This is a genomic window from Pseudomonas sp. R5(2019), from assembly GCF_009905435.1.
Taxonomy (GTDB): Bacteria; Pseudomonadota; Gammaproteobacteria; order Pseudomonadales; family Pseudomonadaceae; genus Aquipseudomonas.
The window spans coordinates 1-19,282 of the sequence record NZ_JAAAMT010000076.1; the positions used below are offsets into that span (position 1 = coordinate 1).

At 60.9% G+C, this 19,282-nt stretch carries 16 protein-coding genes and 1 pseudogene; 10 read left to right on the top strand and 7 right to left on the bottom strand.

Going from position 1 to position 19,282, the window contains the following annotated elements; all coding sequences use genetic code 11:
* Positions 1–173: 173 nt before the first annotated feature.
* Positions 174–2,075 carry a potassium transporter Kup gene (locus GUY40_RS26930; RefSeq protein WP_166571964.1) on the bottom strand — a complete coding sequence of 634 codons (1,902 nt, stop codon included), beginning with the start codon at positions 2,073–2,075 and terminating at the stop codon, positions 174–176.
* Positions 2,076–2,357: 282 nt separating this feature from the next.
* On the opposite strand from GUY40_RS26930, the gene GUY40_RS26935 reads away from it, so the two are divergent.
* Together GUY40_RS26935 and chrA are read left to right on the top strand one after the other, a co-directional pair.
* Positions 2,358–3,302: a chromate resistance protein ChrB domain-containing protein gene (locus GUY40_RS26935; protein ID WP_166571950.1), complete on the top strand. Its 945-nt coding sequence runs from the start codon at positions 2,358–2,360 to the stop codon at positions 3,300–3,302.
* Complete coding sequence (gene chrA / locus GUY40_RS26940; RefSeq protein WP_166571951.1) at positions 3,295–4,653, top strand: chromate efflux transporter; 1,359 nt, start codon at positions 3,295–3,297, stop codon at positions 4,651–4,653. The genes GUY40_RS26935 and chrA overlap by 8 nt, the downstream gene beginning before the upstream one ends.
* Positions 4,654–4,762: 109 nt before the next feature.
* Here the strand turns inward: chrA and GUY40_RS26945 are convergent, their stop codons facing one another.
* The gene (locus tag GUY40_RS26945; protein WP_166571952.1) at positions 4,763–4,975 is read right to left on the bottom strand and encodes a GDCCVxC domain-containing (seleno)protein; all 213 of its coding nucleotides are present in this window, start codon (positions 4,973–4,975) and stop codon (positions 4,763–4,765) included.
* Between the two features lie 48 nt (positions 4,976–5,023).
* Here GUY40_RS26945 and GUY40_RS26950 point away from each other — a divergent pair.
* A pseudogene (locus tag GUY40_RS26950) lies at positions 5,024–5,125 on the top strand (fe2+ zn2+ uptake regulation protein); the annotation flags it as partial.
* A 33-nt stretch (positions 5,126–5,158) separates the two neighbouring features.
* On the opposite strand, the gene GUY40_RS26955 reads toward GUY40_RS26950, so the two are convergent.
* Positions 5,159–5,347, bottom strand: coding sequence for a hypothetical protein (locus GUY40_RS26955; RefSeq protein WP_166571953.1), 189 nt, complete (start codon positions 5,345–5,347; stop codon positions 5,159–5,161).
* A gap of 134 nt (positions 5,348–5,481) precedes the next feature.
* On the opposite strand from GUY40_RS26955, the gene GUY40_RS26960 reads away from it, so the two are divergent.
* The 4 genes from GUY40_RS26960 (at position 5,482) to GUY40_RS26975 (ending at position 8,105) form a co-directional block, all read left to right on the top strand.
* The gene (locus tag GUY40_RS26960) at positions 5,482–5,940 is read left to right on the top strand and encodes a hypothetical protein (protein WP_166571954.1); all 459 of its coding nucleotides are present in this window, start codon (positions 5,482–5,484) and stop codon (positions 5,938–5,940) included.
* A 282-nt stretch (positions 5,941–6,222) separates the two neighbouring features.
* Complete coding sequence (locus GUY40_RS26965) at positions 6,223–6,591, top strand: Mor transcription activator family protein (protein ID WP_166571955.1); 369 nt, start codon at positions 6,223–6,225, stop codon at positions 6,589–6,591.
* A gap of 188 nt (positions 6,592–6,779) precedes the next feature.
* Positions 6,780–7,430, top strand: coding sequence for a DUF2589 domain-containing protein (locus GUY40_RS26970; protein WP_166571956.1), 651 nt, complete (start codon positions 6,780–6,782; stop codon positions 7,428–7,430).
* 108 nt (positions 7,431–7,538) lie between these two features.
* On the top strand, positions 7,539–8,105 hold the full coding sequence (locus GUY40_RS26975; RefSeq protein ID WP_166571965.1) for a DUF2589 domain-containing protein: 567 nt from the start codon (positions 7,539–7,541) through the stop codon (positions 8,103–8,105).
* Here GUY40_RS26975 and GUY40_RS26980 read toward each other — a convergent pair.
* The 3 genes from GUY40_RS26980 to GUY40_RS26990 form a co-directional block, all read right to left on the bottom strand.
* Positions 8,087–11,761 carry a translocation/assembly module TamB domain-containing protein gene (locus tag GUY40_RS26980; protein WP_166571957.1) on the bottom strand — a complete coding sequence of 1,225 codons (3,675 nt, stop codon included), beginning with the start codon at positions 11,759–11,761 and terminating at the stop codon, positions 8,087–8,089. The genes GUY40_RS26975 and GUY40_RS26980 overlap by 19 nt on opposite strands.
* The gene (locus GUY40_RS26985; protein ID WP_166571958.1) at positions 11,758–13,491 is read right to left on the bottom strand and encodes an autotransporter assembly complex family protein; all 1,734 of its coding nucleotides are present in this window, start codon (positions 13,489–13,491) and stop codon (positions 11,758–11,760) included. Before GUY40_RS26985 ends, GUY40_RS26980 begins: the two co-directional genes overlap by 4 nt.
* A gap of 83 nt (positions 13,492–13,574) precedes the next feature.
* Positions 13,575–14,219: a GNAT family N-acetyltransferase gene (locus GUY40_RS26990; protein ID WP_166571959.1), complete on the bottom strand. Its 645-nt coding sequence runs from the start codon at positions 14,217–14,219 to the stop codon at positions 13,575–13,577.
* A gap of 181 nt (positions 14,220–14,400) precedes the next feature.
* On the opposite strand from GUY40_RS26990, the gene xthA reads away from it, so the two are divergent.
* Together xthA and GUY40_RS27000 are read left to right on the top strand one after the other, a co-directional pair.
* Positions 14,401–15,213 carry an exodeoxyribonuclease III gene (gene xthA, locus GUY40_RS26995; protein WP_166571960.1) on the top strand — a complete coding sequence of 271 codons (813 nt, stop codon included), beginning with the start codon at positions 14,401–14,403 and terminating at the stop codon, positions 15,211–15,213.
* Between the two features lie 116 nt (positions 15,214–15,329).
* Positions 15,330–16,679, top strand: a complete 1,350-nt coding sequence (locus GUY40_RS27000) for a phosphate ABC transporter substrate-binding/OmpA family protein (RefSeq protein ID WP_166571961.1) — start codon at positions 15,330–15,332, stop codon at positions 16,677–16,679.
* On the opposite strand, the gene GUY40_RS27005 is transcribed toward GUY40_RS27000, so the two are convergent.
* The gene (locus GUY40_RS27005) at positions 16,680–17,909 is read right to left on the bottom strand and encodes an acyl-CoA dehydrogenase (RefSeq protein ID WP_166571962.1); all 1,230 of its coding nucleotides are present in this window, start codon (positions 17,907–17,909) and stop codon (positions 16,680–16,682) included. It lies immediately after the preceding gene.
* 146 nt (positions 17,910–18,055) lie between these two features.
* Here GUY40_RS27005 and GUY40_RS27010 point away from each other — a divergent pair, with 146 nt between their 5' ends.
* Positions 18,056–18,991 carry a LysR family transcriptional regulator gene (locus tag GUY40_RS27010; RefSeq protein ID WP_166571963.1) on the top strand — a complete coding sequence of 312 codons (936 nt, stop codon included), beginning with the start codon at positions 18,056–18,058 and terminating at the stop codon, positions 18,989–18,991.
* Positions 18,992–19,282 lie beyond the last annotated feature (291 nt).

The window sequence follows — 19,282 nt, forward strand, 5'->3', positions numbered from 1 at the left end:
GTGGAAGACAGGGACTGATCTATCGTCGTATTCTTTTTCATGGACTCGCCCTCGCTGTCGTTGGCTTCTTAGACCGCCACCGTGGCGCATTGACGCCTCGGCGTGGGCGAGTCCATGTAATTACAGGGGTTTGTCATCAACCTGAGGCCGCCGATGGCGGCCTTGCTTATTCTTTACATCTCAACCTGCGTGCCCAGCTCTATCACACGATTGAGCGGTAGATTGAAATATTTGAGGTTGCTGTTGGCGTTCTTCAGCAAGAACGCGAACAGGGTTTCGCGCCAACGAGCCATCCCGATGCGTTTGGTCGGGATGACCGTCTCGCGACTCAGGAAGTAAGTGGTGCGCATCGGGCTGAAATCCAGCTCTTTCAAGTGGCAAAGACTCAAGGCCAAGGGGATGTCGGGCTCCTCGATAAAACCAAAGTGCAGACTGACCCGGAAGAAGCCTTCACCATAGACATCAACCTCAAACCGCCTGTCAGCACTAACGCGAGGGCTGTCTTCAGACACCACAGTGAGCAACACCACCTGTTCGTGCAGCACCTGGTTATGCAACAGGTTGTGCAATAGCGCATGAGGGACAGCATCAGTCCGGGCCGTCAGAAATACCGCCGTACCCTGCACACGATGGGGTGGTTGCGAGCCGATGCTGCTAATGAACAACGGCAGCGGCAGCGCGGTTTCGTCCAGCCGCTCAACAATAATTTTCCGGCCCCGCTTCCAGGTCGACATCAAAATGAACAGGCCAATGCCGGCAATCACAGGGAACGCGCCGCCCTGGAAGATCTTCGGTGCGTTGGCGGCAAAGTACAGACTGTCTACCAGCAAAAATCCGAGTAGCAGTGGGATCGCCAACCAGCGCGAAATTTTCCATAGGAGCAGGACGACAGCCGAGGACAGGAGGGTTGTGATAAACATGGTCCCCGTTACGGCGACTCCATAGGCGGCGGCCAACGCACTGGACGACTCGAAACCAATCACAAGCAGCACGACACCGACCATCAACGCCCAGTTAACCATGCCGATATAGATCTGTCCCTTTTCCTGGCTGGAGGTGTGTTGGATAAACATGCGAGGGACGTAACCCAACTGGATGGCCTGCCGAGTCAGGGAGAAAGCACCGGAGATCACCGCTTGAGAAGCGATGATGGTGGCCAGTGTCGACAGCGCGACCATCGGCAACAATGCCCAGTCAGGCGCCAGCAAATAGAACGGGTTGCGCACAGCCTCCGGGTTACCCAGGATCAACGCGCCCTGGCCAAAGTAATTGAGCACCAGGCCGGGGAGCACCAGGATGAACCAGGCACGAGCAATGGGTTTGCGACCAAAATGGCCCATATCGGCATACAGTGCTTCAGCACCGGTCAATGCCAACACGACGGCGCCCAGAATGGCCACGCCAATACCCGGATGAACCACGAAGAATTGCACGGCCCACGCAGGATTCACCGCTTGCAGCACTTCCGGGCGTTGCAGGATGCCGTAAATGCCGAGCGCACCCAACACCACGAACCACAGCACCATGACCGGGCCGAACAGGATGCCGATACGCGCCGTGCCATGTTTCTGTATCAGGAAAAGTGCTACCAGAACGACCACGGACAGCGGCACGACCCAGTGCTCGATGCCATCGAACGCAAGCTGCAGCCCTTCAACCGCAGAGAGTACCGAGATGGCCGGGGTGATCATGCTGTCCCCGTAAAAAAGTGCCGCGCCAAACAGCCCGAGCAACACCAGGATCCTGCTCATTCCGGGATACGGCGCCGAGGCCCGACGCGCCAGTGCCGTCAAGGCCATGATGCCCCCCTCACCCTGGTTGTCGGCGCGAAGGACAAACAGCACGTACTTGATCGAGACGACCCAGATCAATGACCAGAAGACCAATGACAGAATGCCCAGTACGCCGTCGTGATTGGCCTGGACGCCGTAGTGACCGGAGAACACTTCTTTAAGGGTGTACAGGGGGCTGGTGCCAATGTCCCCGTAAACAACTCCGACCGCGGCGATGAGCAAGCCCACTCCTGACGTTCTGGATTGGGAGTCTTCATGGGCAGGGATCGCTGTTTCGCTCAAGGTCGCTTCTCTCGGATTGAGGGGAGGAAGTGCATGCCATCCTTGGGCAATACGATTGACCAAGGCCATTGGAAATGCAACGCGCATGGACGATCTAAAAAATCGCAGCCAGTATAATTGTGGGCAAAAACACCTACTGTAAAGAAAGCGTAAAAAATTTACGGCAGATACAACCCTGCTTGTCTTCATCTGGAGCCTGAGACGAGTCTGTTGATACAGCTTTCCAATTTTCTTGCGCAGAGATAATGTAGCGATCTCTACATTATTTCGATCTTTCATTACATGAATAATTGGCTGACTCTGATCCTGGGATTACCGACCGCAAATGCGACGGAGCGCATGCGCGCCTGGCGCGCCCTAAAAGCGTCTGGGGCTGCGGTTTTGCGCGATGGTGCTTACCTGCTGCCCGACACCGGCGCCTGTCGTGAAGCACTGGCCTCGGTTGAGCGTGACATCCTGGCTATCAATGGCATCGCCTTTGTCCTTCCTGTGGTGGACCCAGGCGGCGAACGCTTTATCGGGTTGTTCAACCGAAGCGAGGACTACAGCAAGCTGCGCACCGAAATTGAAGAGTGCCGGGGACAGCTCACCACTGATAATGCGCTGTTCACCACCAAGCAGATTCGCAAGCTGCGCAAGGCCTATGAGCAGTTGGTCAACATCGATTACTTTCCAGGCAAGCCGAAGCAGCAGATCGACGCGGCTTTGCAGGAGCTGGAGACGGCGGTCAGCAGGGCATTGTCGGCGGATGAGCCATATAGCCGGGATCTGCCCATACCAGCACTCAGCCTTGCCGACTATCAGGGTCGTATCTGGGCAACCCGCAAACGCCCTTGGGTTGACCGCCTGGCTTGCGCTTGGCTGATCCGTCGATTCATTGATCCAAAGGCTCAGATCCTCTGGCTGAACCAGCCTCAGGACTGTCCAGCCGATGCTCTGGGTTTTGACTTCGATGACGCGACTTTCAGTCATGTCGGCAATCGGGTGACCTTCGAAACCCTACAAGCCAGCTTTGCACTTCAAGAGCCTGGGCTAAACCGCATCGCGGCCTTGGTGCACTACCTCGATATCGGAGGCGTTCAACCTGTGGAGGCTGCCGGCATCGAGCGTGTGCTGGCGGGACTGCGCGAAACCATTAGTCACGACGACCACCTGCTGGCTGCTGCAAGCGCCATCTTCGACGGCCTGTTCGCCGAGTTTGCAAAAGAGGAACAACCCAATGAGTAAGGTTTCCGAATCGGCGGTTGAAGTGAAACTGTCGAGGCCTGAGCCGATCGGTTTGCGCGAGGCGTTCTGGTTCTGGCTGAAGCTCGGCTTCATAAGCTTCGGCGGGCCAGCCGGACAGATTTCGATCATGCACCAAGAGCTGGTAGAACGCCGGCGCTGGATTTCCGAGCGACGATTCCTGCACGCTCTCAACTACTGCATGTTGCTGCCCGGGCCCGAGGCCCAACAATTGGCGACCTACATTGGCTGGCTGATGCATCGAACCTGGGGAGGCGTGATTGCCGGAGCGCTGTTTGTGTTGCCATCGTTGTTTATCCTGATCGCCTTGTCCTGGATGTACATCGCCTTCGGGGAAGTGCCTGTGGTGGCCGGACTCTTCTATGGCATCAAGCCCGCGGTGACGGCGATTGTCGTACAAGCGGCCCACCGAATCGGCTCTCGGGCGTTGAAGAACAATTGGCTGTGGGCCATGGCGGCGGCGTCGTTTACCGCCATCTTCGCCTTTAATGTGCCATTCCCGCTGATTGTGCTGGGTGCAGCACTGATCGGTTATGTGGGAGGTCGGCTGGCTCCAGAAAAATTCAGAGTCGGGGGCCATAGTGCCGCCAAAAAGTCCTTCGGCCCGGCCTTGATCGATGACGACACCCCCTCCCCCGAGCATGCCCGCTTCAGCTGGGTGAAACTGGCGCTGTTGGCACTGATCGGCATCGTGCTGTGGGCGTTGCCGATGGGGATCCTGACCGCCCTCTATGGCTGGCAAGGTACCCTGACCCAGATGGGCTGGTTCTTTACCAAGGCCGCCCTGCTGACCTTTGGCGGTGCCTACGCCGTGCTCCCGTATGTCTATCAGGGTGCGGTCGGTCACTATGGCTGGCTGACCCCGACCCAGATGATCGACGGCCTGGCGCTGGGGGAAACCACACCGGGGCCGCTGATCATGGTGGTGGCTTTCGTCGGTTTCGTCGGGGCTTATACCTTGCAGGTGTTTGGCGCCGATCAAGTGTTTCTGGCCGGTGCCGTCGCGGCAACCCTGGTGACCTGGTTCACCTTCCTGCCTTCATTCCTGTTCATTCTCGCCGGCGGCCCATTGGTGGAGTCGACCCACAACGAACTCAAGTTTACTGCGCCGCTGACCGGGATTACCGCCGCCGTGGTGGGGGTGATCCTCAACCTGGCGTGTTTCTTTGGCTACCACGTGCTGTGGCCAACCGGTTTGAGCGGCACTCTCGACTGGCCTTCCGCGCTGATTGCGATTGCGGCGGCGATTGCCTTGTTCCGCTTCAAGCGCGGCGTGATTCAGGTGCTGATGGCCTGTGCGCTCATCGGCTTGGCAGTGCACCTGCTGCGCTAGAGCACGCGGACTGATTGACGATCCCTGGCGGGCATTGCCAGACCACCCAGCCTACTGAGCCAGGCAGGAGGTGTTCCATGAGGTGGATTACCCGTGATCCACCTGGGTTCTACAGGCAACAGCCGCGCTGCTGCTGGATCGGCGGGCACTTGACCGAGCCGAACGAACAGAATACGCAGCAATCTCCGGGATTAGGGCGCAGCAGCGTCTTGCAGTTGCTGCACTCGTAATAGTATTGACAAGCGTCCGTGGGCATGGTTTCCAGCTTGGAAAAACCACAACGCGGACAGGTCAAGATGGATTCAAGAATAATCGCGCTCATGCTGTCCTCATCAGGGGAAATGCGGATTGGCCAGCAGCATGCCGCGGCCAAGTGCTCAAGCGGCTCAGCGCCGAAGGCGTCATCAGCCTCGGCGCCGACAAGGCCTACAGCCTTAACCCGCAGGCACGGGCCCTGCTCGAAGCAGGCTGAGCGCTCGGGCCGATGCCGCCTTGATGAGGCGGCTCAAGGCTTCACTTTACGCCGCATGATGCCATTGATGACCACGACGACCACCGCTACGGCGATCGCAATGGTTTGGAAGACTTTCTCGCTGATAACACCGGCATTCTGCAAATACGAGAGCCCGAACATCGTCCCCAGCACGATCAGGGAAATCACGATGGAGTATTTCAGGCGTTGAGACTGAGTCATTAGGGTTTCCTGCTTACGATCAAAACGCACATCTTACCTCAGCCTTGCCGTTGAATACTTTCCGGCTGTAGGCCAACCCGCCCGAACTGAAACCATGCCCCTTCCAGCCATTTGGCTCCTGAAGGAGTATCACCATGCCCATTCGCTTCCTGGCCGCGCTTTTCGCGCTGCTGATCCTGCCTGCTCAGGCACTTCAAACCGAATCACTCGATGACGACACTCTGATTGTCTTCGGTTCCACTTTGGGCGCCAGCGCCAGTGCCAGCCAGTGGCAACAGCTCTGGCAACGCACCCGCCAGGCCGGCCATTTCACCGCCGGCCCTGGTCGCCCCCATTTCACCTTGCCCTCGCGCGACATCCCGGCGCTGGTGACCCTCACCCTCACCCAGGCGCACAGCGTCGGCGCACTCAAACGCACTCAGGCCTGGTATCGGCACGACTTCAGCCCACAGACCATCGGTGAGCACAGCGGAGTGCCACTGACCGCGATCTGTATCTGGGTGGATTGGCGATCGGTCGCCGAAGGCACTCGCAGCACCGATGCGGCAGCCTTGGGCCAGGCCAGCCTGCTGCTGACAAAACCCTGCGCCTGATGGGTCTGAACTTTTACGACACACCCTTGCAGGAAAAATTTCCCCCTTCAATAAACACAAGGCCTTTGGCGGCAAGGTACATCCAGGGACTGCAAGGAATCTGCCGTTTACCTACCGCTCAAATGCCCAAAAGGCTACTCACCGAAAGCCGCTTGCAGCCTAGATATCAAGCGGACCCTTGGCCGAGAATCGATTCAAGGCTTCAACCTTTTTGAGGGTGAAGGTAACCGCGCCAGCGGCGCGAAACCGTTTGCTGGCCAATCATCGTTACAGGAAGTCAACATGGACGTCACAGACCTCAAGCGAGTCGATATTTCCCAACTCCCTCACACCCTGCAGATGCTGGTCGACTGTATCGGCCTGGAACATGCCTATCGGCTGACCTGCATCTACGGCGGTCGCCCCAAATACATCCCCAAGCACGCCGAACGGACGTCGCTGGCCGACGTACTTCCGCAGGATGAGCTCAAGGCGCTCATCAAGCGCTGCGCCGGCATGGCGCTGGAAATCCCCAAGGCCGATCACTTTTCCAGGCAACTGCGCAACCAGCAAATTCAGCAGGAAAGTTCCAAGGGTTATTCGCGCAGTGTGTTGGCGGATAAATACGGGCTGAGTTTGCGCCAGATCGGGAATATTCGACGGTTGGCGTAGGAGCCGAGCTTGCTCGCGATGGGTTGCGCAGCGGCCCCGGGTCTGCTGCGCAGCCCATCGCGAGCAAGCTCGGCTCCTACATTATTTGATCGCACGGTCCCCGGGTAATCACTTCCCGCTGATCGCCAACAACTCAGTAGAGGAGTATGGCGCCGCGTTCAACCCAAACACAGATAAGGACATCACCCATGGCAACAATCGATAACGGCCTGATCGGCTCGGTCATGAATGCGCTGCCCCTGGACCGGATGATTTCCGGCCCGCTGCAAGCGATGATCACGGCGCAGATTTCGGCGAGCAAGGCGTACGCCGACTTCCTGATGGGCGTTTGTATTCAGGATGGCAAGGCCGTCGCGATCCAGTTCGACTACGACGAAACCATCACCGATGAGCAAGGGGTGTACAAGGGCACCATCGCCAAGAAAATGCAGATTCCCCTGCTGGCGGCCATCACCCACCCGAACATCAGTATCGAAGAAGGCAATATCGAGTTCGAGCTGACCATCAGTCAGCAGGCGGAAAGCATGTCTGAAACCGCTGGCGAAGCCTCGTTTCAGTCATCGCTGGGCTGGGGGCCGTTCCGGCTTTCGGTCAAGGGCCAGGTCAGCCACAAGTCCAGCCAGACCCGCAAGACCGATACCCGCGCCCGTTACGCCTTTAATACCCGCGTGGTGCGCCAGGAGCCGCCGGAAGCCTTGCTGCGGGTGATCGAATTCCTGACCGATGCCGCGACCAAACCCACGGTAATGCCAAACGCTATAGCCGCCAACACCGATGCGCTGCCGACATCGGCATTGCCGATGCCTGACCAGCTCGAGCAATCGGCGGCCCCTGCCTGACACCACTCCCGCACCACCGCTTGCAGTGCCTCGCCCTTCGGCGGGGCTTTTTGCCGTTAGATCAAGGAGCCGACCTTCGTGGCCTTCTATTCCCGCAAGAAAGAGCCGATGACCGCCAGCGACCTGCGCGATATCACCCGAGGCTTGCAAGAAGCCGCCGCTGCGACCAACAACCTGATTGCCCAGCAGTACATCAAGCTGTTCGATCAGTTCTTCGACTATGACGCCGACGACCTCGGCACGCCAATGAAAGCCAAGATGGTCGAGGTGGCACTGGATGATCATCACCATATGCGCATCCCACTGGTGGCGCTGGTGGCGCCACGAGGCCTGGCGCTGGAACAGATGCAGGTGGATCTGTCGGTGCGGATCCAGGCCACAGAACTGGCCAAGGCCAGCCATGACCTGGAAAACGGTGACCTGCAGAGCGAGCGCTTTTTTGTCACCGTCGGCGCCGACAAGCGCCAGAGCGAGGAGCGCGACCCGGATGAAGTGCAGATCAGCATGCAGTTCAAGGCCTGCGAGCCTCCAGAGGCAGTCAGTCGGCTGATCGAGGAGTACACCAACCTGATCAGCCCGATCCGGGTAACGCTGCCACCTGCGCCGGACGACGACCTCAACGAATTCATTGAAGCCGCCACCGTGCGCGCCAGCGATCAAAAGTCGCGTTTGTAGAACAGGTCCAGCGAGCTTGCCAGGCCGCTGGCCGCTTCCAGGTACAAGCGCTTGCTCAACAGGTAACGCAGGGCGATGGTGTTGGCGGGTTCGAACACCCCGACGCCATAGCGCAGACTCAAGCGCTCGGACAGGTTACCGCTGGCCACCACGCTGGTGCTGGTGCCGTTGCCCTCGGTGTCGAGCTGGAAGTCTTCAATCCCCAGCCGGTTGGCCAGGCCGCTGGTGATCGACGAACTGCCCGCCAACCCCAGGCCCAGGGCCGCCTGGGCCAGCATGTTGTTGTCTTCGCCGCTGCTCCCCAACGGACGCCCCAGCACCAGATAGGACAGTGCCTGCTCCTGGCTCATGGCCGGCTCGGAAAACACCTGGGTGGTCGGCTGCTCGGCGCTGCCGGTCAAGCGAATACCCGCCACCACGTCGTCAGTCTTGCGAATGGCTTCGATGTCCAGGTAGGGCTGATCGATGGGGCCTGCGAATAGCAGGCGGGCACGGCGGATGGTCAGGCGCTGGCCGTAGGCGCGGTAGCGGCCATCGTTGAGATTCAATTCACCGCGGGTATCGAGGTTGTCGCCAATGTGCACACGGCCCGCCAGGTTCGCGGTCAGGCCAAAGCCCTTGAATGACAGTTTTTCCTGGCCGACCTCGACGTCGATGTCCATCGCCATCGGTATCGGCTGTTTGCCCTCTTCGGTCTGGTGACCGACGATCACCGTGTCTTCGGAGACTTTCACGGTCGAGGGTGGCAGCTCGCGAATGGTGATCGCGCCTTTGGGAATCAGCAGCTTGCCGGCGATGGCGATGCGCTCGCCGTTGACCTGGATGGTCAGGTCTGGAGCGGCTTCCAGCACGGCATACGGTTCAACGCTGACCGGCAGGCGCGTGCCCTGCACGCGCAGGTCCACATCCAGCGCCTGTGCCCAACTGATTTGCCCGCTCAGGTTGCCCTGCCCGGTTTCCCCGCCCTTCCAGTTGCCCTGCACCTGCAGGCTTTCACCGGCGATCAAGGCCTGTACCTGCAAGTCGTGCAGTGCGGTGGGCAATTCGGCGCCGCTGATTTCCCCATCCTTCAACGTCACGCTGCCGTTGACCTGAGGGGCCAGCAGGGGGCCAGACAGGCGACCTGCACCATTGAGCTGGCCATTGAGTCGCTCGACCATCGGCACGAATGGCCGGGCGATGGCCAGGTCCAGCCCGCTCAAACGGAAATCGCCGCTCAGCGGTTTGTTTTTCTGCAGGGGATTGATCTGGGTATTGACCACCAGTTCACCGAGCCGAGCGCCGAGGAAGTCCAGGCGGGTGTCAATGCGCTTGGGCCCCAGTTTGCTGTCCAGGCGCAGGGTCTGATAGGGGAAATCCAGCCACTGGTCCTTCTCGCGCAAGCGCAGGGTGCCGCCACTGGCGTCGACCAGCACCTGGCCCTTGGGGCCGGCCGCGGGCAGGTCAAGCTGCACATCGGCGCTCAGGCGGCCCTGCCAGGCGAAATCCCTGGGCATCCATTGGGCGAGGCTTTCAAGCGGGAATTGCTTGAGGTGCCAGCGCAGTTTCGGTTCGGGCAGCAGGCGCTGGTCGTCGCCGCACAGGCTCGCGGGGCCTGAAGCCCAGCAGTGGGCACCGAGGTCCACTTGACCTGTGGCCAGTCGCTCCAGCTTCGCCGGCCCTTGCAGGCGCCAGGTCTGGCCGCCGGTCTGGATCTCGCCGCTGGCCAGGCGCCCGCGCCAATTGCCTTGGTCGAGGCGACCGTCCACACCCAGTTCAAGCTTCAATTTCGGCCCTTGCAACGCCAGGGTCAGCGCTTGCTGGCGGATATCGCCCTGGCCTTTTGCGGTGAGGGTGCCCAGGGGGGTGTCACCGGCGCGAATGCCCGTAACGCCCAGATCAACCTTGGCGCGCTGGGCGTCATCCAGGCTGGCCACCAGCTCGAGGCCTTGCATCCGGTTGTCCTGGAACGCCAACTGGCGGCCTTGCAACTTCAAGTGCCCTTGCGGCTTGTCGAGGGTACCGGATGCATCCAGACGCCCGTTGACCTGGCCTTGAAGTGCCGGCCAGAGCTGGCCCAAACGCGTCAGTTCGATATCGATTTGCCCAGCCAGGCGCTGCTGCAGACTGCCACTGCCATGAATACGGTTGGCGCCCAGGCTGATCTCCAGAGCGCCCAGCGTCCAGTGCTGGTCCGCGCCCTGGGCCTTGGCCTGCAGCACCGCCGGTTGGCCTCGCAATCGGCCCTTGAGGTCCAGGTCGGCGTCCAGCTTCAGTTTGCCGTCCTTGAATTCACCGGTGCTGCGCAACGGGCCGGCCAGCGTGCCTGGAAGCTCGGCGACCCAATAGGCCGGGTTCAGTGCACTGAGGTCCAGTGCAGTGTCCCAGCCAATGCCATCGGCAAACTGCACCTTCAGGTTGCCGGTGGCCTTGCCTTGCCCCGCGACCAGTTCCAGCTGAGGCAGAAATACCTGAGTCAGGTCGCCGCTGACCGGGCTGCTGATTTTGAACGCGCCGGCGGGGCCATTGAGGTCACCGTTGAAATGGCCCAGGTATTTGCCGTCGCTGTAGTCCAGAACGGCATTGAAGCGATGCACCGCCACCTCAGGCTCATCGATGACCGGGTAGAGTCGATGCCACGGGAAGTCGAGCCAATCGACCTTCGCCTGGGCGCTCAGGCCCTTTTCCCAGCCGAGCTTGCCACCGATTTTCAGTTGTTGCTCGGCGCTGGCCGTCAGCTCCAGGGCCTGGATATCGGCACCGGCGGCATCCACTCGCCCGCGCAGCAGCAGTGCCACCGGGCCCTGCTCTGCCGGCAGGCTGGCCTGACCATTGATCGCATAACCGGCGGCCAGATCACCCTCGGCCGTCAGCGTGAGCTGGTTGAGTTGCAAGGTATCGGGAAGCCCCGCCTCGGGCTTGAAGCCATCGACGGTCAGGCGCAGTTTCGCGGGCAGGTGCTCGGCCAGCGGCTTGAGGTCACCCCTGAGCTGGCCTTGCAGATAGCCACTGCTGTTGGCCGTCAGGTGCAGGGTATCGAGCAGGTCGCCATTGATCTTCAACGCCAACTGCCAGGATTGCTCGCCCATCGCGGGTAATTGCAACTGACCGCTGGCTTCCAGCGGCCAGCGGCCTCCGGGTTTCAGGGTGCCGCGCAGGTCGAGCCGCAGGTCGTCGCGCTGCAGCGTGAGCGATTCCAGTTGCAGGCCCGCCACCGTCCAGGCTGCCACCAGCTGCAACTCACTCAACTGCTGGTTGCCATCCAGGCGCAAACTGCCGATACGCACATCGCCCAACTTGATGGCCAGCGGCAACTTCAGGTCAGGCAACTGCAGCGGGCCGCTGTCCGGTTCGGCCTCGCTGGGCGCTAGATCAAGGCTGATCTGATCGACCTGTAGCCGATCGATGCACAAGGTCATGCGCAACAGGCAGCCGGGCGACCAGGCCAGCAAGGGCTTGTTCAGTTCAACCCGGTTGCCATCCTGCTCCCAGAGCAGATGATCAGCCTGCCATTGGCCACCCAACCGCCCGCTGTAGCCTTCAAGCTGCAAGCCCGGCACTTGGGCCAGCGCCCACCGGCTGCCGGTCTCGGTACCCAGCACCAGCGCAAGGCCGGCCACCACCAGCAATACAAGGCTGATTAGCCCCAGCAGTACAATTTTCAAACCCCGCTTCACAGCTCAGGCCCCATGGAAAAGTGCAAACGAAACCCACCGTCATCCAGCGCATGGGCCAGGTCCAGGCGCAATGGCCCTACCGGAGAGACCCAGCGCACACCAATGCCCACACCGGTTTTCAGGCTAGGCAATTCAAGGGTATTGAAGGAGTTTCCCTGATCAAAGAAGGACGCGACCCGCCATTTTTCGGTGATGGAATATTGGTATTCAAGGCTGCCCGCCAACAGGTATCGGCCGCCGATCTTGTCGCCATCGGAGTTCTCCGGTGACAGCGACTGATAATCGTAGCCACGCACGCTCTGGTCACCGCCGGCATAGAAGCGCAGGGATGGCGGAATTTGCTTGTAGCCATTAGTGGCGCTGCCGCCGAACTGCACGCGGCCGAGGAAGCGGTGGTTCTGGCCGACGGTGGTCAAGCCCTTGACCAACACGTTGCCATGCAACAGGTTGGTGTCCGAAAGCAGCCCCTCCTTGGCCACTTGCGCGTCGAACTGCAGGCGATAACCGTTGTGCGGGTCGATGCGGTTGTCACTGCGCAGGTATGAATAGCTGACGCCAGGCATCAGCAAGTTACTCAGGCCCGAGTCATCGCCCAGTTTGTATTCTTCGTGCTGCCATTTCAGGGAAATCACCCGTTGCCAGCCGCTGGGCAACTTGCTGTGCCATTCAGGGCCCAGGGTCAGCAGCTTGCTGACGCTGTCGGTATTGGCGATTTCTTCGTATTGATAGCCGCCGGCAAAGCGCAGTTTGTCGGTCAGCGGTGGGTCCAGCGGGATGTCATAAAACAGCCCGACGTTCTGGCGTGGAGCCGACAGCTCCATTTCTGTGCCGTAGCTGTGGCCTTGAGGGTTGATCCAATGGCGGGTCCAGTTGGCTTTGCCGCGAGGGCCGACGTCGGTCGAGAAGCCAAGGCCCAGGCCCATGGTCCGCGGCTTGCGAGTTTGCAGTTGAACACTGACCGGAATCGCCTGGGCGGATGCGGCAGTAGGCGCGGCATCGACGCGCACGCCTTCAAAATAGCCGCTCGATTGCAGCGACTGGGTCAATTCGGCGATCAGCTGCGAGTCGTAGGGTGTGCTTTCCTTGAACGGCACCATGCGTTGCAGCAACTCATCATCAAAAGGCGTGTCACCTTCAAAGCTGACCTTGCCCAGCGTGAAGCGCGGGCCGCTGTCGTAGATGAGTTCGATGTCGGCCACGCCCGCCTGGGGGTCGACCGCCAGCCGCTGGCGCACAAAGCGGCCGTTGAAAAAGCCGTAGCGCGAGGCCTGGTTCTGGATCAGACGCTTGGCGTCTTCGTAGTGGCCATGGTTGAGCACAACGCCGGGGCGCAGGGCTTGGCTGTCGGGAATGCGGAAAGCTTTGAGTTCACTGGCCGGGCCCTGGATACGGACGGTCACATCGCGCAGGCGCACCGGTTCGCCGGGCTCAATGTTGATCTCAAGCCGAAGGTTTTTTTTGTCCTTGGCAGGTTTTACCTCACTTTCTATATGCGCCTGGTAATAACCCAGCGCCTGGGCGGCCTTGCGCGCCTGCTCCTCAGCACCGCGGCTGAACCGCAACAAGGCTTCTTCATCACGCTCACCGAGGCTGCCGATGTACCCTTCGACATTGGCCTTGAGCTCCGTATTGGCGGGCTTGATCCGTACCACCAGCTCGCTTTGGGCATTGGCCGCAAGGCTGGTGAGCAACAGGATCAGCGCACTGGAAAATCGTCCTGAACACTTCATAGGCGCGGATGCTAACACGAGCATAGGGCCGAAATAGAGCCCGGGATTGGCTTGATTTTGTTATCGCCTGCGCGATGACTGCGCTACACCGCGACCTGAGGGTTGGGGTGAAAGAACACATGCTCGCGCACAGGCCCGATCGCCACCTCGCCGATCTCTTCATAACCCTGACGTTGGTAGAACGCCAGGTAGCGCGGGTTGCCGGTGTCGATTACCACACCATTGGAATGCGGGTCCTGGGCGCACCAGTTGTGCACCGCCGCCAGCAATTGCTCGCCGTAATGCTGCCCCTGGAACTGCGGATGAACGCCCAGCAATGGCAACTGGTGAACCGCATCGGATGGCAGGCAGGCCAGCACGGCGGTGTGGTAGTCCAGGTAACGGCGCGTGCAACGCAAGCCGGTGCTGAGCAGCATCCGCAAGCGCCAGGCCCAGCTTTCGGTAACACCCAGCCGGCGTTGTGGCGGCGCGATCAGGGCGATGCCGATCAGCCGGTCGTCAATCATCAGCCCCAGCGCTGGCAGCTCCTGCAAAAAATGCTGTTTGACCAGTTCACGCACCGTGGCCCGGACGCGTTGCTCGTAGCCCGGGCGCTCGGCGTCGAACAGGTAGGCAAAGGTCGGCTCATGGCGATAGGCGTTATAGAGCAGCGAACGAGCTTCGCGGCTGTATCCCCCGTCGAGTAGGTGAACCGTTGCAAAGGCATCGGCAGTGGCAGTTTCGGACATGCACATGACTCCTCGATTGACGGACGGCCACTCGGTCGGTGGCTCGCTTTCCCTGGAGTGCCGGATTTGCCGGCGCCTGAACGCTCCTGCGACGTTAGCAGGCCAACCGCCTGCCCGCCACGCTGGCCGCCGCCATCGATGTCGGCTAGCATCGTTTTTTTTGCGCCAGGATTGCCGCCTCATGAAGATTGTCTCGTTCAACATCAACGGTCTGCGGGCCAGGCCTCATCAGCTCGCGGCGCTGATCGAAAAACATCAGCCTGACGTGATTGGCCTGCAGGAAACCAAGGTCAGCGACGAGCAGTTCCCGCTGGCTGAAGTCCAGGCCCTGGGTTACCACGTTCATTTTCACGGCCAGAAAGGCCATTACGGCGTTGCCCTGTTGTCACGCCAGGCGCCCCTGAGCCTGGTCAAGGGCTTCAGCTCCGATGAAGAAGACGCCCAGCGCCGGTTCATCTGGGGCACCTTCGCCGACCATAACGGCCAGCCAGTGACCATCATGAACGGCTACTTCCCCCAAGGTGAGAGCCGCGACCATCCCACCAAGTTTCCGGCCAAGGAGCGCTTCTACCGCGACCTGCAAACCCTGCTCGAAAGCGAATTTTGCAATGACCAGCCGCTGGTGGTGATGGGCGACGTCAACATCTCGCCTGAAGACTGCGACATCGGCATCGGCCCGGAGAACGCCAAACGCTGGTTGAAGACCGGCAAATGCAGCTTTTTGCCTGAAGAGCGCGAGTGGATGGCGCGCCTGAAGAGTTGGGGCCTGGTCGACAGTTTCCGCCACCTGAACCCGGACGTGACCGACCGCTTCAGCTGGTTCGACTACCGCAGCCGCGGCTTCGAGGATGAGCCCAAGCGCGGCCTGCGCATCGACCTGATCATGGCCTCCAACGCGCTGTTGCCACGGATCAAGGATGCTGGCGTCGACTACGACCTGCGGGCGATGGAAAAACCCTCCGACCACGCCCCGATCTGGCTGGAACTGGCCTGATCGAGTGCTGCCCCGGGTTGCGTGTGCAGCCTGGGGTACGACCATCGCACTGTAACGCTTCGGTCATCTGACTGACTTATTCTCCCGGCACCCCTGCTCCCTGAAGGTGCTGCCGCATGTTCCGCCCTCCGCTTCTGAACCGCTGGTTTGTGTTGGCCCTGTCACTGCTGACAGCCACGGCACGGGCTGCATTGCCCTTGCCCGAAGGCGATGCGCCGGTGCTGCGGATTCAGGGCTCGAACACTATCGGCGCGGTGCTGGGGCCCGCCCTGGTGAAAGGCTTGATGGAGCAGCAGGGACTCAAGGATGTGCGCGTGCTGCCGGCCAACACCGCCAACGAAGTGCGAGTGCAAGGTTCCACCGCTCAGGGCCAGCCGGTCTGGGTCGAGGTTGATGCCCACGGTTCCAGCACCGGGTTCGAGGCCCTGGAACACGGCAAGACGGATCTTGTCGCCTCCTCGCGCCCGGTCAAGGACAGCGAGCGCGATGCCCTGCTGGCATTGGGTGACCTGCAGAGCCGTCAGGCTGAACAGGTCATCGCCATCGACGGCGTTGCGATCATCCTGCACCCGGACAACCCGCTCAGCCGGCTCGATACCTTGCAACTGGCGCAGGTCTTTTCCGGTCAGATCCACAATTGGGACCAGCTCGGCGCCCCCTCCGGGCCGATTCACCTGTATGCCCGCGACGACCGCTCCGGCACTTTCGAAACCTTCAAGAACCTGGTGCTGGACCCGCAGCAGCAACCGCTGAGCCCATCAGCCCGGCGCTTTGAATCCAGTGAGGCGTTGTCCGATGCGGTGGCCAATGATCGGCAAGGCATCGGCTTTATCGGCCTGCCCTATGTGCGCCAGGCCAAACCCATTGCCGTTGCCGATGGTGAGGGGCAGGCACTGGCGCCTGCTCCGCGCGTGATTGCGACCGAGGACTATCCGCTGTCCCGTCGGCTGTACTTCTATGTGCCCCTGGCCAGGCCAAACCCATGGGCCCAGGCATTAGTGAGTTTTGCGCAAAGCCCGGCCGGACAAGCGCTGGTGGCTGAGGTGGGGTTTGTGTCGCAGACCGTGCAGGCGATGAAAGTCGAACCCGCGCCGCAAATGCCAGCGGCTTATCAGCGACTGGCCCGCGACGCGGTGCGCCTGTCGGTGAATTTTCGTTTTGCCGAGGGCAGCGCCGCGCTCGACAACAAGGCCTACGCCGACCTGCAACGGCTGGTGGACTACCTGCAGGCCCACGGCAAACCGGCCAGCAAGGTCAGCCTGGCCGGTTTTGGCGATGCCAAGGATGATCCGCAGCGCGCTACGCTGCTGTCGAAGCTGCGCGCCATGGCGGTCCGCCGCGAACTGGCCCGGCACGGGCTGATCGTCAGCGACGTTCATGGCCTTGGCGCGCACTTGCCGGTGGCCGATAACGACGGTGATGAAGGCCGCATTAAAAACCGTCGGGTAGAGGTGTGGGTTCGCTGATCAGCGTTCGCTGCGCAGCATCTCCTTGGGCACATACTTGCCAATCTCATACTTGCCGATCGCCGCGCGGTGCACTTCGTCCGGGCCGTCGGCCAGGCGCAGCGTGCGCTGCATCGCGTACATATAAGCCAGCGGAAAATCCCCCGAGACCCCGGCGCCGCCATGGATCTGGATCGCGCGGTCGATGACCCGCAAGGCCACATTCGGCGCCACCACCTTGATCTGAGCGATTTCGCTGCGGGCGGTCTTGTTGCCCACGGTGTCCATCATGTAGGCGGCCTTGAGGGTCAGCAGCCGCGCCATGTCGATCTCCATCCGCGAGTCGGCGATCTTGTCGACGTTACCGCCCAGCCGCGCCAATGGACGACCGAAGGCGGTACGCTCCACCGAACGCTTGCACATCAACTCCAGTGCCCGCTCGGCCATGCCGATCGAGCGCATGCAGTGGTGAATCCGGCCTGGCCCCAGGCGCCCCTGGGCAATTTCGAACCCACGCCCTTCGCCCAGCAGCACGTTTTCGTAAGGCACCCGCGCATTCTCGAACAGCACCTCGGCGTGCCCGTGCGGCGCGTCGTCGTAGCCGAATACCGGCAATGGGCGAACGATTTTCACGCCGGGGGTATCGACCGGGACCAGGATCATCGAGTGCTGCTGGTGACGAGGCCCGTCCGGGTTGCTCAGGCCCATGAAGATCAGAATCCTGCAGCGTGGGTCACAGGCGCCCGAGGTCCACCACTTGCGGCCATTGATCACCCATTCATCGCCCTGGCGCTCGGCCCGGGCGGCCATGTTGGTGGCGTCCGATGAGGCAACATCCGGTTCGGTCATGGCGAAAGCGGAACGGATTTCACCGCGCAGCAGCGGCTCCAGCCATTCTTGCTTTTGCGCCTCGTTGGCATAGCGCACCAGCACTTCCATATTGCCGGTGTCCGGTGCTGAACAGTTGAACGGCTCAGGCCCCAGCAGCGAGCGGCCCATGATTTCCGCCAGCGGCGCGTATTCCAGATTGGTCAAGCCCGCCCCCAGCTCCGACTCGGGCAGAAACAGGTTCCACAACCCTTCGGCCTGGGCCCTTTGCTTGAGCTCCTCCATGATTGCCGTCGGCTGCCAGCGGTCGCCTTCGGCCACCTGGCGTTCGAACACCGGTTCAGCGGGGTAGACATAGGCATCCATGAACGCGGTAACGCGCGCGCGGAGTGCCTGAACCTTGGGGGAATACGCGAAATCCATGGCATTTACCTTCTCGAATGAGGGGGCGGGAGTCATGAAAAAGGATGCTAGTGCAGCGGCAAAGATTTACCTAGCCTATTCTCGGCGTGTATAAACATTCATCACCGATATATGATCGGCCAATAACATAACAAGAGGCGTAGCCCATGAACCTGAGCAAGGTCGACCTGAATCTGTTTATTGTCTTCGATGCCATCTATACCGAAGCCAACCTGACCCGCGCCGGGCAGATCGTCGGCATTACCCAGCCAGCCGTCTCCAACGCCCTCGCCCGCCTGCGCGAAACCTTCAACGACCCGCTGTTCGTGCGCACCGCCCAAGGCATGGTGCCGACCCCGATGGCGCAGAACATCATCGGGCCGGTGCGCAACGCCCTGTCGCTGCTGCGGATCTCGGTCCAGGAAAGCCGTATCTTCAACCCCTTGCAAGCCAGCAAGACCTTTCGCATCAGCATGACCGACCTCACGGAAGCGGTTGTACTGCCACCACTGTTCCAGCGCCTGCGCCGCCAGGCCCCGGCGGTGGTGATCGAAAGCTTCTTGTGCAAGCGCCGGGAAACCACCAAGGAACTGGCGGCCGGGCGTCTGGATTTCGCCGTCGACGCGCCGCTCAATACCGACCCGCAGGTACGCCACGTCAAATTGATGGAAGACCAGTACGTGTGTGCCATGCGCCAGGGCCACCCGCAGAACAAGGGCAAGCTGAGCCTGGATGAATACCTGGCCATGACCCACATTCATATCTCCAGCCGCCGCAACGGCCTGGGCTATGTCGACCTGGCACTGGGCAAGATGGGCGTGCAGCGCAAGATCGCCCTGCGCTCGCAGCACTACATGATGGCCTCGCAAGTGCTCCAGCACACCGACATGGTGATGACCGTGCCAGAGCGCTTCGCCCGCCATCATGGCCTGGCCTTTGCGACGCTGCCGGTCAACGACGTGCCGGCTGTCGAAACCCATCTGTACTGGCATGAGAGCACCGACCAGGACCCGGCCAACCGCTGGATGCGCGAACAAATGATCGAATTGTGCCAGTGGGTCACCGCTCAGGATCAGCGTGCGCACAAGGCCGTGCCGGCCTGACGTCTGTAGGAGTCCGCCCCGCCTCTTTGAGGCTGCGCTGTCGCGCAGAGAACATGCCGATAAATCGGCAAAAAATTTATCTTTAAAAATCAATGAGATAAATTTTGTTCTATGAGAGCTGGGCTTGCCCCAATGCCGGTCAGTTAAGGGATGAACCGCCGAAATCCATGTAGGAGCGGACCTGGCCGCGATGGGCTGCGCAGCGGCCCCTGAGGCCATTGGTATCTGCGATTGAGCCAGCGATTGTAGGTGATTTCAGAATCGCCGGGGCCGCTTCGCAGCCCATCGCGG

Bases quoted from the DNA above. Each gene is read 5' to 3' on its own strand.
- GUY40_RS26990 (WP_166571959.1), bottom strand. From the start codon at position 14,219: ATGTCCGAAACTGCCACTGCCGATGCCTTTGCAACGGTTCACCTACTC.
- GUY40_RS26935 (WP_166571950.1), top strand. From the start codon at position 2,358: ATGAATAATTGGCTGACTCTGATCCTGGGATTACCGACCGCAAATGCG.
- GUY40_RS27005 (WP_166571962.1), bottom strand. From the start codon at position 17,909: ATGGATTTCGCGTATTCCCCCAAGGTTCAGGCACTCCGCGCGCGCGTT.
- GUY40_RS26945 (WP_166571952.1), bottom strand. From the start codon at position 4,975: ATGAGCGCGATTATTCTTGAATCCATCTTGACCTGTCCGCGTTGTGGT.
- GUY40_RS26955 (WP_166571953.1), bottom strand. From the start codon at position 5,347: ATGACTCAGTCTCAACGCCTGAAATACTCCATCGTGATTTCCCTGATC.
- xthA (WP_166571960.1), top strand. From the start codon at position 14,401: ATGAAGATTGTCTCGTTCAACATCAACGGTCTGCGGGCCAGGCCTCAT.
- GUY40_RS26965 (WP_166571955.1), top strand. From the start codon at position 6,223: ATGGACGTCACAGACCTCAAGCGAGTCGATATTTCCCAACTCCCTCAC.
- GUY40_RS26960 (WP_166571954.1), top strand. From the start codon at position 5,482: ATGCCCATTCGCTTCCTGGCCGCGCTTTTCGCGCTGCTGATCCTGCCT.
- GUY40_RS26985 (WP_166571958.1), bottom strand. From the start codon at position 13,491: ATGAAGTGTTCAGGACGATTTTCCAGTGCGCTGATCCTGTTGCTCACC.
- GUY40_RS27010 (WP_166571963.1), top strand. From the start codon at position 18,056: ATGAACCTGAGCAAGGTCGACCTGAATCTGTTTATTGTCTTCGATGCC.
- chrA (WP_166571951.1), top strand. From the start codon at position 3,295: ATGAGTAAGGTTTCCGAATCGGCGGTTGAAGTGAAACTGTCGAGGCCT.
- GUY40_RS26975 (WP_166571965.1), top strand. From the start codon at position 7,539: ATGACCGCCAGCGACCTGCGCGATATCACCCGAGGCTTGCAAGAAGCC.
- GUY40_RS27000 (WP_166571961.1), top strand. From the start codon at position 15,330: ATGTTCCGCCCTCCGCTTCTGAACCGCTGGTTTGTGTTGGCCCTGTCA.
- GUY40_RS26970 (WP_166571956.1), top strand. From the start codon at position 6,780: ATGGCAACAATCGATAACGGCCTGATCGGCTCGGTCATGAATGCGCTG.